This is a genomic window from Mycobacterium sp. IS-1264 (assembly GCF_001954195.1).
GTDB lineage: Bacteria > Actinomycetota > Actinomycetes > Mycobacteriales > Mycobacteriaceae > Mycobacterium.
Window position 1 is genome coordinate 58,541 of sequence record NZ_MBES01000068.1, and the last position, 12,929, is coordinate 71,469.

At 67.5% G+C, this 12,929-nt stretch carries 10 protein-coding genes and 1 pseudogene; 2 read left to right on the forward strand and 9 right to left on the reverse strand.

The window, feature by feature from the left end:
• Positions 1–48: 48 nt before the first annotated feature.
• Complete coding sequence (locus tag A5744_RS16775; protein WP_076062875.1) at positions 49–954, forward strand: hypothetical protein; 906 nt, start codon at positions 49–51, stop codon at positions 952–954.
• On the opposite strand, the pseudogene A5744_RS16780 reads toward A5744_RS16775, so the two are convergent.
• The 9 genes and pseudogenes from A5744_RS16780 to A5744_RS16820 form a co-directional block, all read right to left on the reverse strand.
• Positions 920–1,973, reverse strand: a pseudogene (locus A5744_RS16780) (ferrochelatase). The gene A5744_RS16775 and the pseudogene A5744_RS16780 sit on opposite strands and share 35 nt — an antisense overlap.
• 6 nt (positions 1,974–1,979) lie before the next feature.
• Positions 1,980–2,789 carry an NADH-dependent enoyl-ACP reductase InhA gene (gene inhA / locus A5744_RS16785; protein ID WP_076062879.1) on the reverse strand — a complete coding sequence of 270 codons (810 nt, stop codon included), beginning with the start codon at positions 2,787–2,789 and terminating at the stop codon, positions 1,980–1,982.
• Between the two features lie 22 nt (positions 2,790–2,811).
• Entirely contained in the window at positions 2,812–3,579 is a 768-nt protein-coding gene (locus tag A5744_RS16790) for a beta-ketoacyl-ACP reductase (protein WP_076062881.1), read from the reverse strand.
• A 142-nt stretch (positions 3,580–3,721) separates the two neighbouring features.
• The gene (locus tag A5744_RS16795; RefSeq protein WP_076062882.1) at positions 3,722–4,729 is read right to left on the reverse strand and encodes a VWA domain-containing protein; all 1,008 of its coding nucleotides are present in this window, start codon (positions 4,727–4,729) and stop codon (positions 3,722–3,724) included.
• Entirely contained in the window at positions 4,726–5,682 is a 957-nt protein-coding gene (locus A5744_RS16800) for a DUF58 domain-containing protein (protein ID WP_076062884.1), read from the reverse strand. Before A5744_RS16800 ends, A5744_RS16795 begins: the two co-directional genes overlap by 4 nt.
• Positions 5,679–6,812, reverse strand: a complete 1,134-nt coding sequence (locus tag A5744_RS16805; RefSeq protein WP_076062885.1) for a MoxR family ATPase — start codon at positions 6,810–6,812, stop codon at positions 5,679–5,681. The genes A5744_RS16800 and A5744_RS16805 overlap by 4 nt, the downstream gene beginning before the upstream one ends.
• A gap of 121 nt (positions 6,813–6,933) precedes the next feature.
• On the reverse strand, positions 6,934–7,680 hold the full coding sequence (gene ripB / locus A5744_RS16810; RefSeq protein WP_076062888.1) for an NlpC/P60 family peptidoglycan endopeptidase RipB: 747 nt from the start codon (positions 7,678–7,680) through the stop codon (positions 6,934–6,936).
• A gap of 9 nt (positions 7,681–7,689) precedes the next feature.
• A complete protein-coding gene (ripA, locus tag A5744_RS16815) occupies positions 7,690–9,126 on the reverse strand; it encodes an NlpC/P60 family peptidoglycan endopeptidase RipA (RefSeq protein ID WP_076062889.1) in 1,437 nt (478 codons plus the stop codon).
• Between the two features lie 239 nt (positions 9,127–9,365).
• On the reverse strand, positions 9,366–9,914 hold the full coding sequence (locus A5744_RS16820) for a DUF6676 family protein (protein WP_076062892.1): 549 nt from the start codon (positions 9,912–9,914) through the stop codon (positions 9,366–9,368).
• A gap of 196 nt (positions 9,915–10,110) precedes the next feature.
• On the opposite strand from A5744_RS16820, the gene A5744_RS16825 reads away from it, so the two are divergent.
• Positions 10,111–12,924 (forward strand): aconitate hydratase, encoded by a 2,814-nt coding sequence (locus A5744_RS16825; protein ID WP_076062894.1) that lies wholly within the window; start codon positions 10,111–10,113, stop codon positions 12,922–12,924.
• Positions 12,925–12,929: the final 5 nt, after the last annotated feature.

Sequence of the window (12,929 nt, forward strand, 5' to 3'; positions counted from 1 at the left end):
ATACGCGTGATCGGCCTTTGCCGGGCCAAACAACTACACTGCGAGATCATGTGGTGTCCGAGTGTTTCCCTGTCCGTGTGGGCCAACGCCTGGCTCGCGGGCAGGGCCGCGCCCGACGACGTTTTGGACGCGTTATCCCTATGGGCACCAAAGCAATCGGTTACCGCGTATGATGCCGTCGCCGCGGGCCACACCGGGCTGCCCTGGCCCGAGGTCCACGACGCCGGAACGGTCTCGTTGTTGCAGACGCTGCGTGCCGCGGTCGGCCGGCCGACAACGTCGGCGGCTGCCCCGCGCGGGTTGCGCGGAACGATCAACCTGGTTTTGCCGGTGCCCGGCGACGTGCGCGGGCTGGCCGCGGGCACGCAGTTCGAGCACGACGCCCTGACCGCGCGCGAGGCAGTGATCATCAGCAACCCCGACGACGCCGCCACGGCCGTGGGCCTGGTGCCCGAGTTCCGCTACGGCGATGCCGAGGACGACCCCGTCGACAGTGAGCCGGCCCTCCCCGAACTGTCCGCACTGTCCTGGACGGTGTACTCGCTGCCCGGCGCACCCGTATTCGACCACCACGAGCTGGGCGACGCCGAATACGGATTACGGTCGGCCGTGCGGTCGGCCGCCGATGCGCTGGGCACCATCGGCCTGGGATCCGCCGCGGCCGACGTCGACGATCCGCGCGGGCTTGTCGAGCAGCTCCTGGAATCCACCCGCCAACACCGGATTCCGGACCATGCGCCGTCACGCGCGTTGCGAGTACTGGAGAACGCCGCGCACGTCGACGCGATCATCGCCGTCAGTGCCGGGCTCAGCCGGTCGCCCGGGGCCGCCGGGCCGCAGTCGTCGTCGGAGGCCCGGATCGCAAGCGATGCGCTGCGGCCGCTGACCACGGTGGTGCGTTCCGCGCGGATTGCTGCGGTCACCGCGATCCTGCACTCGGCCTGGGACGACTAACCGTATTCGGCCGCAACGCAATGCGGCGGACGGCACGGCTCGCCGTTCACGCTGGCGAGGCACCCGGGCACCGGATCGGCCCCACTCACCCGGGCCGGCGCACGGTCGAACCGCAGTTCGTCGATCAAACCCGCGGCCAGCCGGGCGAATCGCCGATCGGCGTTCGGTGTCGTGGCGCGGGCGAACGCCATCCCCGTCGCCTCGGCTTGTGATCGCAACTCCCGGTCGAGATCCCACACCACCTCGATGTGATCGGAGACGAACCCGATCGGGCAGACGACGACGGCCCCGGCACCCGCGGTGGCCAGCATCGTGAGATGGTCGGCGACATCGGGTTCCAGCCACGGCACCTCGGGCGGGCCCGATCGGGACTGCCACGCCAGGTCGTACTCGCTGTATCCGGCGGCCGCCGCGACCAGCCTTGCGGCGTAAGCGACTTGGCGGCTGTAGAGCTGCGGGCCGCAGCGCTGGTCGGCGGCCACCGGGACCGAATGTGCGGTGAACACCAGCCGCGCGTCGTCGCGTAGCCCGGCGGGCAGGGTGTCGGCGGCGGCCGCGATGGCGTCGGCGAACATCTCGACGAAAAGGGGATGGTCGAAGTACGGCCGCAGCTTCACCAACTCGGGCGCCTCCGGGCCGGTGACCCGCCTCGCCCGCGCAATGTCCTCCACATACTGCGTGCAACTGGAGTAACCGCTCCACGCCGACGTCGTGAACACCGCCGCACGACGAATACCGTTGTCCCGCATCGTTGCAACGGACTCTTCGACATAGGGTTCCCAATTGCGGTTGCCGAAATAGACCGGCAGGTCCTGTTCGGCCTGAAGCTGCGCGATCAGCGCCCGGTTGATGCCGTTGATCGGCGATACCCCACCGAAATGCAGGTAATGCTCTGCGACGTCGTCCAGCCGCTCGGGCGGCACATTCCGGCCCCGGGTGACATTCTCCAGGAATGGCCGGACCTGCTCCGGCCCCTCCGGTCCGCCGAACGACAGCAGCAGGACCGCGTCGAATTCCATTGCCGTCTAGAGCAATTGGGTGCTGGCGCCGCCGTCGGCGTAGATGACGGTTCCGGTGGTCGCCGGCAGCCAATCGGACAGCAGCGCGCAGACCGTCTTGGCGACGGGCGTCGGATCCTTCATGTTCCAGCCGATCGGGGCGCGCTGGTCCCAGCCCTCTTCCAGCAGCTGCATCTGGGCGCCGGCCTCCTCGCCCAGCGCTCCGCCCACGATCGCGCTCATCGCGAGCGTCCGGATCGGGCCCGCGGCAACGAGATTGGACCGCACACCGAACTTGCCGGCCTCACGCGCCACGAACCTGTTGACCGATTCCAGCGCACTCTTGGCGACCGTCATCCAGTTATAGGCCGGCATCGCCCGGGTCGGGTCGAAGTCCATACCGACGATGGAGCCGCCGGGGTTCATGATCGGCAGCAGCGCCTTGGCCAGCGACGCGTACGAGTACGCGGAGATGTGGATGCCCTTGGAGACATCCTCGTAGGGCGCGTCGAAGAACGGGTTGATGCCCATGCCGGTCTGCGGCATGAACCCGATCGAATGCACGACACCGTCGAGCTTGTTGCCCTCGCCGATTTCCGCCGTCACCCGTTCGGCCAGGCTGTCCAGGTGCTCCTGGTTCTGCACGTCGAGTTCGATCAGCGGGGCCTTCTCCGGAAGCCGGTCGGCGATGCGCTGGATCAGCCGCAACCGGTCGAATCCGGTCAGCACCAGCTGCGCCCCCGCCTCTTGTGCCGCCTTTGCGATGTGGAACGCGATCGACGAGTCGGTGATGATCCCGGAGACGAGAACCCGTTTGCCTTCGAGCAGTCCTGTCATGTCCGTCCTTATATCCGGGGCCTCAGTGGCCCATGCCCATGCCGCCGTCGACCGGGATGACCGCACCGGCGATGTAGCTCGCGTCCTCGGACGCGAGGAAGCTGACCACCCCGGCCACCTCGGCGGCGGTGCCGACGCGCTTCGCGGGGATGAACTCGAGCGCGCCCGCCTGGATCCGCTCGTCCAGCGCGCGGGTCATCTCGGTGTCGATGTAGCCCGGGGCAACCACATTCGCGGTCACCCCGGCCTTGGACAGCTCCCGGGAGATCGAGCGGGCCATGCCGATCAGCCCGGCCTTGGCGGCCGCGTAGTTGGACTGGTTGCCAATGCCCCAGCTGCCGGACACCGAGCCGATGTAGATGATCCGGCCGAACCGCTTTTTCTGCATGCTGCGCGCCGCGCGCTGGGTCACCCGGAACGCCCCGGTGAGGTTGGTGTTGATGACCTCTTCGAACCGCTCCTCGGTCATCCGGATGAGGAACGCGTCCTTGGAGATGCCGGCGTTGGACACCAGCACCTCGATCGCGCCCTGGTGCTCCTCGACCTCTTTGAAGGCGCGATCGACGGCGTCGTTGTCGGTGACGTCGCACTCGACGCCGAAGAGTCCCTCGGGCGCCCCGGATCCGCGGTGCGTGACGGCCACCTTGTGGCCGTCGGCGGCCAGCCGCTGTGCGATGGCCAGACCGATCCCCCGGTTTCCGCCCGTCACCAGGACGGAACGGGATACGAATGCGGGTTTGCCGCCCTCGGCGGCGATCTCGGTGGCCTTCCCAGTGGCTGTGTCAGTCACCCGGCCAACTTAGCGTCTCACCGCGGCACGCCCGAAATCGGCTGGCCGGGCTGCCGAACGTGAAGCTACGGCGAAATCCGGCCCGAATTTTCGCCGTGGCTTCACGCTCGGCGAAATCGAGGCGACACACGGCGCGGCAAAGTCAGGTGGGCAGCCGGCGGTTGATCAGCAGCGCCGCCAGCGCGGCCAATGCCAGCACCAGCGCACCCAGCCGCACCCAGCCCACGCTCGCGTCGCCCTTGATCGTCTCGTAGCCGATCTGCTGCTGCAGCGTCGCGTACACGGACTTCAGTTCCTCCAAGCTGCCCGCGTTGTACCAACTTCCGCCGGATAGCTCGGCGACCTTTTTCATCGTGGAGTCGTCGACGGGCACCGGCTGGCGCTGGTCGTTGATCTCGACGAAGCCGTACGGGGTGCCGAAGGAGATCGTCGAGATCGGCACGCCCTGATCCTTGGCGGTGCGCGCGGCGGTGAAGGCGCCCTTCGGATTGTCCGGGTTGGTCGGCATCGTCTCCTTGCCGTCGGAGAACAGCACGATGCGCGCCGGCGGCGGTTTGTCCCCGCCGCCGATCACCGCGCCGACCGTCGCGATGGCCTGCAGCGCGGTGAAGATGCCCTCTCCCGTGGCGGTGCGGTCGGCGAACTGCAGCTTGTCCAGCCCGATCTTCGTCGCCTCCCGGTTGGTCGTCGGTTGCACCAACACCGTCGCGGTCCCGGCATATTCGATCAGCCCCAGGTTGATCCCCGGCGTCAGCTCGTCGGCGAACTGCTTGGCCGCCTCCTGCGCGGCCGCCATCCGGTTGGGCTGCACGTCGGTGGCCCGCATCGACTGCGACACGTCGATGACCAGCATCACCACCGCGCGGTTGCGCGGGATCCGGACGTCGTTCGTCGGCCCCGCCATCGCGATGGTGAACAGCACCAGCGACGCCACCAGCAGGATCGCCGGCACATGCCGCCACTTGGCGGGCCGCTTGGGGGCGACGCTTTCCAGCAGCTCCATGTTGGCGAACCGCAGCATGCGGCGCTGCCGCGCCAACTGCATCAGGACATACAGCGCGGCCAGGCCGAAGACCACGAAAAAGAACAGGAAAAACCACGCGTGTTCGAAGCCGGACAACGACATCGGGCCGAACAACGGCAGCGTCACTGGCGGCCCGCCATCGCCCCGCGCCGGCGGGACTCGACGAAGCGAACGATGTCGGCGATCCAGTCCCGGTCGGTGCGCAGCGTCAAAACCGGTGCGCCGCAACCACGAATCGTGCGAGACACCTCGGTGCGATGCGCCGCGGCCGCCTTGGCGAAGTCGTCGCGCAGCTGGGCGTCGATCGTGAATTCGCGGGTGACCCCGGTTTCGGCGTCCTGCAGCACGACATCACCGACGTCGGGCAGTTCGACATCGCGGGGATCGAGCACCTCGATCGCGAGCACCTCGTGGCGGGCCGCGATCGCCCGCAGCGGGCGCATCCAGTTGATCGGGCCGAGGAAGTCGCTGATGATCACCGCCATTCCACGACGGCGTTCCGGCCGGCGCAGCGCGTCGATCGCGGTCGCCAGATCCCCCCGGACGCCGACCGGCGCCTTCGGCGTCGTCGCGATGGTCCGCAACAGCGTCTGCTCGTGCTGGCGTCCCGAGCGGGCCGGGACCCGGGTGATGGTCGCGCCGGTGGCGACGATCGCACCGATCCGGTTGCCGCCGCCGCTGTTGAGGAACGTGATGGCCGCCGCGGCCGCCACCGCCAGGTCACGTTTTTCGCAGACCGTGGTGCCGAAGTCCAGGCTGGCCGACATGTCGATCACCAACCAGGTCTCCAGTTCGCGGTCGGCGATCATCTGGCGGACGTGCGGGTGCGTGGTGCGGGCCGTGACGGCCCAGTCCATCCGCCGGACGTCGTCGCCGGGCTGGTACTCCCGCGACTCCCCCGGCTCCGACCCCGGTCCAGGAATCAGGCCGAGATGGTCGCCGTGCAGAACACCGTCGAGCTTGCGCTTGACGGTCAGCTCGAGGTTGCGCAGCGCCGCCGCCAGCTTCGGGTCGTCTATCTGCCCGCGCTCGAATGACGGCGGGTGGACGACCGCGCGCGTCGGTTTGGGATCGGTCACCGACCGCTAGCCGCCACAGTCTGCATCACCGGAGGCACCGAATGACCTTGCTGGGGAACGGCATTCACCTGCGGCAGGGCGACGGTCTGCAGGACGCGGTTGATCACGATCTCCGGCGAGATCTCGTCGGCGAGCGCATCGTAGGTCAGCACCAACCGGTGCCGCAGCACGTCGGGAATGACCTCGACGACGTCCTGCGGGATCACGTAGTCGCGGCCGCGCACCAGCGCCAGCGAGCGCGCGCCGGCGATGATGCCCAGCGACGCACGCGGGGACGCCCCGAAAGCGACCCAGGTCTTCACGTCGTTCATCCCCAGCTGCTCGGGGTAACGGGTGGCCATCACGACGCGCACCACATAGTCGACCAGCGCGTGATGGACGAAGACGTTGGCCGCGATCTCCTGCAGCCGCACCAGGTCGCCCGTATTCAGGATCTGCTTGGGCTGCGGCGGGCTCACCCCCATCCGGTAGATGATCTCCCGCTCCTCTTCGGCTGACGGGTAGCCGACGTTGATCTTGAACAGGAAGCGGTCCCGCTGCGCCTCGGGCAACGGATAGACGCCCTCGTGCTCGATCGGGTTCTGCGTGGCCATCACCAGGAACGGGTTGGGCAGCGGGAAGGTCTTGCCGCCGATCGACACGTGGCGTTCCTGCATGACCTCCAGCAGCGCCGACTGCACCTTCGCCGGCGCGCGGTTGATCTCGTCGGCGAGCAGGAAGTTGACCACCACCGGGCCGAGCTCGGTGTCGAACTCCTCCTTGCCCTGCCGGTAGATGCGGGTACCGATGATGTCGGTGGGCACCAGGTCGGGCGTGAACTGAATGCGGGCGAACGTCCCGCCGACCACGCGCGCGAAGGTCTCCACGGCCAGCGTCTTGGCCACGCCGGGAACACCCTCGAGCAGCACATGCCCCTTGGACAGCAGGCCGACCAGCATTCGCTCCACCAGCTGGTCCTGGCCGACGATGATCCGCTTGACCTCGAAGATGGCGCGTTCGAGCGTGTGTACCTCGGCGGCCAGTCCGTCGGCGCCGCCGCTCGAGGGCGCCTGATGGGCCGGTGAGCCGGATTGCCCGCCCTGGCCCGAGTAACCGCTGGCGCCCGGGGGCGGCCCACCTGCTGATGTCATCAAGAACCCTCCACGTTCAATCGGACACGACTGCCGGGCAGCGACGTGCCCTCGTCCAACTATTCCAGGCCTGCCGGTTCCCGTCGACGCTCGCCCAGCCGATGGCTCGCTGGCCCCGCGATCAGTACTCGATGATCCTAGTCAGGAACGGCGTCATCCCGGGGGTACGAACCGGGCTGACCGTCACTTTGCCGGCGAGGCTGGAAGCCTCGAGCATCTGGCCGTTGCCCAGGTACATCGTGACGTGCTGGCCGCCGCCGGGGCCGTAGAAGATCAGGTCGCCGCGCCTGGCCTCGCTGGGCGGAATGTGGCGTCCGGCGTTGTACTGGTCACCCGAGAACCGCGGGATCAGCACGCCGACCCCGGCGAAGCCGTAACGCATCAGGCCCGAGCAGTCGAAGCCGTTGATGTTGGCGCCGTCGCCCACGCCCTTGCTGGGGCCGTCCAGCGAACCGCCGCCCCAGGAATAGGGCACGCCCATCTGCGAGCCCATGCGCTTGATCACGTACTCGATGGCCTGCCGGCCATAGACCCGCGGGATCTTGCCGCCGGGGTTGGTGGGGGGCGCGGCGGACGGAGCGGGATCGCCGCCAAGGTTGATCCCCAGCGTGCCGAGAAATTGCTTGCCCAGATCCAGCGTGGTCTGGGTAGCCTGCGCCGTGGCCGCCAGCGACTGGTTGGCGACGGCGAGCGGATCTCCCGGAGCGCCGGCACTGATGGTGGCGGGCAGGGTGGGGTCCCACTGGCCGGGATCGGCGCTAGCCAAGGGAGCGGGCGCGGCGACAGACAACATCAGCCCGGTCACCACCGCGGGGAGCACCCCCAGCATGGAAGCCAAGTTGATTGCGCGAAAACGCTTATGCCGCATAGCTCCTCGTCACCAATCGATGTAGCGGACCACATAGGGCGTCATGCCGCTGGTGCGCACGGGCGCGACGCGTACCTTCAGGCCGATGTCGGGCGCCTCGAGCATCTGGCCGTCGCCGAGATAGATCGTCACGTGCTGGCTGCCGCCGGGGCCGTAGAAGATGACGTCGCCGCGGCGCATCTGTGACGACGGGATTTTGCGGCCCAGGTTGTACTGCGAACCCGAGTAGTGCGGCAGCTTGATGCCGACGCCGGCGAACGAATACAAGACCAAACCCGAACAGTCGAAGCCGGTGATCCCGGCGCCGGAGTCGATTCCCTTGCTGGGCCCGGCGGCGTTGCCACCACCCCAGGAATAGGGCACGCCGATCTGCGACATGCCGCGGCGGATCACGTACTCGGTGGCCTGCCGCCCATACACCCGCGGGATGCGGCTGGTGCCGTTCGGGGTGGCGTTGGTGATGCCGGTGTCGTCGGGCTTGAGGATGCCCAGCTGCTGCAGGAAGCTGCGCCCCATGCCGGCGGTGACCTGCGTCGAGGTCGCCGAGATGCCGAGAACCTGGTTGATGACCGCGATCGGGTCGCCGGGGACGTTGGCGCTGGGGATCATCGGCAGCGTCGGATCCCAGCCGTCCCACTGCCGTCCGCCGACGGGCGGCGCACCGCCCGGTGCACCGGGGTCCCATCGGTCGCCGGACGCCGGGACTCCGGGCCCGCCCGCCCCTGCCGACCAATGAGCGGCCTCGAGCCTGGCCTGCTGGAGTTTGGCCTGCGCCTCATCGCGCTCGGCCGCCAGTCGACTGGCCTCCCCGCGCTGTTCGTCGAACTTGCGCTTCGAGTCGGTGAGCGCGGCCACCGCGGCGTCCTGGCTGGCCTTCGCATCGGCCGCGGCCTTGTCCGCCTTCTGTTTGGCCAGCCGCGCCGCCGACTCCTTGTTGACCTGATCGGTCCTGGTCCGCTGCAGGTTGTCCATCACCGCTTGCGAGCTCGCGGTCAGGGTCCTCGCCGCCGTTTCGGTGGAGATGATGTCTTCGGGGCTGGTCGCGGTCAGGTAGGCGCCCGACGGCCCATTCATATAGGTGGCCGCCGCGAAGGTATTGAAGCGGTGCTGCGCCGCAGCGATCGCCGCATTGGCGTCTTTGACCCCCTGCTGACTGGCGTCGAGGTCGTGTTGGGCGGCGGTCTCGTTATCCCGCGCCGTCTCCACGTCGACCAGAGCCTTGTTGACGCTTTCCTGCGCGGTCTGGATTTCGGCGCTGAGGTCTTGCATGCGCTGGTTGGCCTTGGCGACGTTCGCGATCAGCGCGGCCAATTTGTCGGCGTTGGGATCGCCGTTTGCCAGACCCGGGGTGCAGACCAACAGCGCGACACAGACGACCGACGGGACGACCGGCCGGAGCAGCCTGGCGAGTGATCGCACGGAGAAGCCACGGGGGGTGCGTGTCATTCGACTCGGTCTCCTATGGCTTAGCGCGGACAGGCGACGCAAATCACAGACTTCTCGGAAAGCGCCAAAGACAACAAGAGCATCATTTGCACCGTACGTCACACCGCACGCTATGGAAACGCAAGCAACAAACTGCACTCGGGAAGTGCGTTTACTGTGACCGAACGGTGACCTGCCGTGTTTGCCGCGTAGACGCGCAGGCCGCGCTCATGAATTCCGGGCCGAGCCGGAAACGCGGGTTAAGCGCCCTGACTGGGCTCTTCCGGGTGAGGATCGTCCGCTTGGGGCGACGTTGCTGAGCGCTTCGCGCGCCGCTGCAGCAACCGGGTGCCGACGGCCGCGGCCAGCACCCCGATCAGCAAGGCGATCGTCAAGCCGGTCCAGGGGAATTCGGGGCCGTGCAGCTCATTCAAAAAATGTTGCGCCGAGACCGTGGGATTGCCGGTCTTGGCGATATCCTCGCCCGCCTCCAGCGTCACCCGGGGGAAGTGCGTGCTGTAGCTGCCGACGTAGCTCGGGCTGAGCGTGAGGACCGTGACGTCGTGGTAGTCGGCGCCGACCACGGTGGAGATGTCGCGCAGCGGCGTGTCGTTGGGAGGGTTGTGGTCGAGCAGGACGATCTTGAGGTTGATGCCCTCGGAGTGCGCCTGGTTGACGATGCCCAGCAGTGCCGGTACCGCATCCGGTGGCGCGCTGACCCCCGTCGCCGCGACCTGAGCCTTGACCGCCGCCATGTCGACGTCCTGCGGGATATAAAGCGGCAGAACCAAGGAATCGTGCCCGCCCATCGCGCCCCTCCTGCCGCCGCTCGCCCAGTGCTACAGGCACCGTACGCGACTTGGCCTCAGGGGGTTTAAACGCGCGCCGCTCGCGACAAGACTGGAAATACGGGGCCCGCTCTAATACAGGACAAGCGTACTGTTAAAGTGGCACCGCACCGCCGACACGGCCCGTCGGCGGAAGAACTAAATCTTGGGAGTTGAAGTGACTGATTCTGTGAACTCATTCGAAGCCCGCGACACCCTCAAGGTCGGCGACAAGAGTTACCAGATCTATCGCCTCGACGCCGTCCCCAACACGGAGAAACTCCCCTACAGCCTCAAAGTCCTCGCCGAGAACCTGCTGCGCAACGAGGACGGCAGCAACATCACCAAGGACCACATCGAGGCCATCGCGAACTGGGATCCCAAGGCGGAGCCCAGCATTGAGATCCAGTACACGCCGGCGCGCGTCGTGATGCAGGACTTCACCGGTGTGCCCTGCATCGTCGACCTGGCCACCATGCGCGAGGCGATCGGCGACCTCGGCGGCGATGCGAACAAGGTCAACCCGCTGGCGCCGGCCGATCTCGTGATCGACCACTCGGTGATCGCCGACCTGTTCGGCCGGGCCGACGCGTTCGAGCGCAACGTCGAGATCGAGTACGAGCGCAACGGCGAGCGTTACCAGTTCCTGCGCTGGGGCCAGGGCGCGTTCGACGACTTCAAGGTCGTGCCGCCGGGCACCGGCATCGTGCACCAGGTCAACATCGAATACCTGGCGAGTGTGGTGATGGAACGCGACGGGGTGGCCTACCCCGACACCGTCGTGGGCACCGACTCGCACACCACGATGGTCAACGGCCTTGGCGTCCTGGGCTGGGGCGTGGGTGGCATCGAGGCCGAGGCCGCGATGCTCGGTCAGCCGGTGTCGATGCTGATCCCCCGCGTCGTCGGCTTCAAGCTGACCGGTGAGATTCAGGCCGGCGTCACGGCCACCGACGTGGTGCTGACCGTCACCGAGATGCTGCGCAACCACGGCGTGGTCGGCAAGTTCGTCGAGTTCTACGGCGAGGGCGTGGCCGAGGTGCCGCTGGCCAACCGCGCCACCCTGGGCAACATGAGCCCCGAATTCGGTTCCACCGCAGCGATATTCCCGATCGACCAGGAAACCATCGACTACCTGAAGTTCACCGGCCGCAAGCCCGAGCAGCTGGCGCTGGTCGAGGCGTACGCCAAAGAGCAGGGCATGTGGCACGACCCCAAGCACGAGCCCGAGTTCTCGGAATACCTGGAGCTCAACCTGGGTGACGTGGTGCCGTCGATCGCCGGGCCCAAGCGCCCCCAGGACCGAATCGCGTTGTCCGACGCCAAATCCACGTTCCGCGAGCAGATTTGCGACTACGTCGGCGACGACCCCGACAAGAAGGACTACTCGAAGCTGGACGAAATGGTCGACGAGACGTTCCCGGCCAGCGACCCGGGCGCCCTGAACAACGGCCACGCCGACGACCACAAGCCGGTGGAGTCGGCCGCCAAGCACGCCAAGGGACGGGTGAGCACCCCGGTGACGGTGCGCTCCGAGGAACTCGGCGAGTTCGTGATCGACCACGGCGCGGTGGTGATCGCCGCGGTCACGTCGTGCACCAACACCTCCAACCCCGAGGTGATGCTGGGCGCGGCGCTGCTGGCCCGCAACGCCGTCGAGAAGGGACTGGCCGCCAAGCCGTGGGTGAAGACCTCGATGGCGCCGGGCTCGCAGGTGGTCAGCGACTACTACGAAAAGGCCGGCCTGTGGCCGTATTTGGAGAAGCTCGGCTTCTATCTGGTCGGGTACGGCTGCACCACCTGCATCGGCAACTCGGGTCCGCTGCCCGACGAGATCTCGAAGGCGATCAACGACAACGACCTCTCGGTGGCGGCCGTGCTGTCGGGCAACCGCAACTTCGAGGGGCGCATCAACCCCGACGTGAAGATGAACTACCTCGCGTCGCCGCCGCTGGTGGTCGCCTACGCACTGGCCGGGACCATGGACTTCGATTTCGAATCCGAGCCCCTGGGCCAGGACAAGGACGGCAACGACGTCTTCCTCAAGGACATCTGGCCATCGCAGAAGGACGTGTCGGACACAATCGCCTCCGCGATCAACTCCGAGATGTTCACCAAGAACTACGCCGACGTGTTCAAGGGCGACGAGCGGTGGCGCAACCTGCCCACGCCGAGCGGCAATACCTTTGAGTGGGACCAGGATTCGACCTACGTGCGCAAGCCCCCCTACTTCGAGGGCATGTCGGCCGACCCCGAGCCGGTCAAGGACATCAGCGGCGCGCGGGTGCTGGCGCTGCTGGGTGACTCGGTGACCACCGACCACATCTCCCCCGCCGGCAGCATCAAGCCGGGCACCCCGGCCGCGCAGTACCTCGACGAGCACGGCGTGGACCGCAAGGACTACAACTCCTTCGGCTCGCGGCGCGGCAACCACGAGGTGATGATCCGCGGCACGTTCGCCAACATCCGGCTGCGCAATCAACTGCTCGACGATGTGGCCGGCGGCTACACCCGCGACTTCACCCAGGACGGCGCCCCCCAGGCGTTCATCTACGACGCGGCGCAAAACTATGCGGCACAAGATATTCCGCTGGTCGTGCTGGGCGGCAAGGAGTACGGCTCCGGCTCGTCGCGGGACTGGGCGGCCAAGGGCACGCTGCTGCTGGGCGTGCGGGCGGTGATCGCCGAGTCGTTCGAGCGCATCCACCGCTCCAACCTGATCGGCATGGGAGTCATCCCGCTGCAGTTCCCCGAAGGCAAGTCGGCGGAGGACTTGGGGCTGGACGGCACCGAGGTCTTCGACATCACCGGCATCGAGGCGCTCAACGACGGCAAGACGCCCAAGACGGTGCACGTCAAGGCCAGCAAGGACGGCGGCGACCCAATCGAGTTCGATGCGGTGGTGCGCATCGACACGCCCGGCGAGGCCGACTACTACCGCAACGGCGGCATCCTGCAATTCGTGCTGCGCAACATGCTCAAGTCCGGCTGAGCCCG

Coding starts and splice junctions, on each gene's coding strand:
- A5744_RS16775 (WP_076062875.1), top strand. CDS start 49: ATGTGGTGTCCGAGTGTTTCCCTGTCCGTGTGGGCCAACGCCTGGCTC.
- inhA (WP_076062879.1), bottom strand. CDS start 2,789: ATGACAGGACTGCTCGAAGGCAAACGGGTTCTCGTCTCCGGGATCATC.
- A5744_RS16805 (WP_076062885.1), bottom strand. CDS start 6,812: ATGACATCAGCAGGTGGGCCGCCCCCGGGCGCCAGCGGTTACTCGGGC.
- ripB (WP_076062888.1), bottom strand. CDS start 7,680: ATGCGGCATAAGCGTTTTCGCGCAATCAACTTGGCTTCCATGCTGGGG.
- ripA (WP_076062889.1), bottom strand. CDS start 9,126: ATGACACGCACCCCCCGTGGCTTCTCCGTGCGATCACTCGCCAGGCTG.
- A5744_RS16820 (WP_076062892.1), bottom strand. CDS start 9,914: ATGGGCGGGCACGATTCCTTGGTTCTGCCGCTTTATATCCCGCAGGAC.